General features: G+C 61.1%; 1 protein-coding gene. It reads left to right on the forward strand.

Annotated elements, in window-relative coordinates; translation table 11 throughout:
- Positions 1–1,202: PHA/PHB synthase family protein (locus FS320_RS43715; RefSeq protein WP_420846858.1), on the forward strand; the 1,202-nt coding region annotated here is incomplete at its 3' end.

A 1,202-nucleotide genomic window follows, 5' to 3' on the forward strand; every position in this document is an offset into this window, starting at 1 on the left:
GTGGTGGACTTCAATCAGGACCTGTGGCGCTCGGGGCTGCAGATCTGGCAGGAGGCCGGACAACGCTGGCTGGGCCTGGCAGGCCTTTCGTCGGACGATGGGCAGTCGGCTCGCTCGCCGGACAAGCGATTCGCCGCGCCCGAGTGGCACACGAACCCCGCTTATCGCACCCTCAAGGAGGTCTACCTTCTCGCATCGGACTGGCTGCTGAAGCAATCCGACGCGGACGACGACCTGGACGAGGCCGAGCGGCAGCGCATCAACTTTCATCTGCGCCAGTTCGTGGACGCCATGAGCCCGACCCTGATGCTGATGTCGAACCCGACCGCCCTTCACAAGGCGATTGAAACGGGCGGGGCCAGCATAGTCGCCGGCGCCCGCAATCTGATGACCGACCTCAATGCGGGCCGTCTGACCATGGTGGATGCGGAGGCTTTCGCTCCCGGGCGCAACCTTGCCCTCACGCCCGGGAAGGTGGTCTACCGCAATCGCCTGATCGAGCTGATCCAGTACGCGCCCACAACGGAGGAGGTTCACAAGACCCCGCTGCTGATCCTGGGGCCCTGGATCAACAAGTACTACATTCTCGACATGCAACCCAAAAACAGCATGATGCGGTACTTGGTTGAGCAAGGATTCACCGTGTTCGTGGTGTCCTGGAAGAACCCGGATGCGTCGATGGATGACATTGGTATTGAGGATTACATGGACCTCGGCCCCCTCGCGGCCAGCGATGTCATTCGCGAGATCACCGGAAGCCCCACTGTCAACGTGATGGGGTATTGCATCGGCGGGACGCTGCTGACAATGACGTTGGCTGTCCTTGCGGCCAAGGGCGACAAGCGGTTCAATGCCGCCAGCTTCATGGTCTCGCTGCAGGATTTCTCGCGCGTGGGCGACACGGCCGTCTTCATGGATGAGCCGGCGATCGACCTGATTGAGCAGCAGATGATGGAGCGCGGCTATCTCGACAGCCGCGAGATGTCCAACATGTTCAACCTGCTGCGCTCGAACGACCTGATCTGGGCCAACGTGGTCAACAACTACCTCTTGGGCAACAAGCCGCCGGCCTTTGATCTCCTGTACTGGAACAGCGATGGCACCCGCATGACCCGGGCCGCCCATAGCTGGTATCTGCGCAACACCTATGTGGAGAACAATCTGATCGAGCCGGGCAAGATCACGCTCAAGGACGAGGCGAT

Source organism: Microvirga tunisiensis (assembly GCF_009296175.1).
Lineage (GTDB): Bacteria > Pseudomonadota > Alphaproteobacteria > Rhizobiales > Beijerinckiaceae > Microvirga > Microvirga tunisiensis.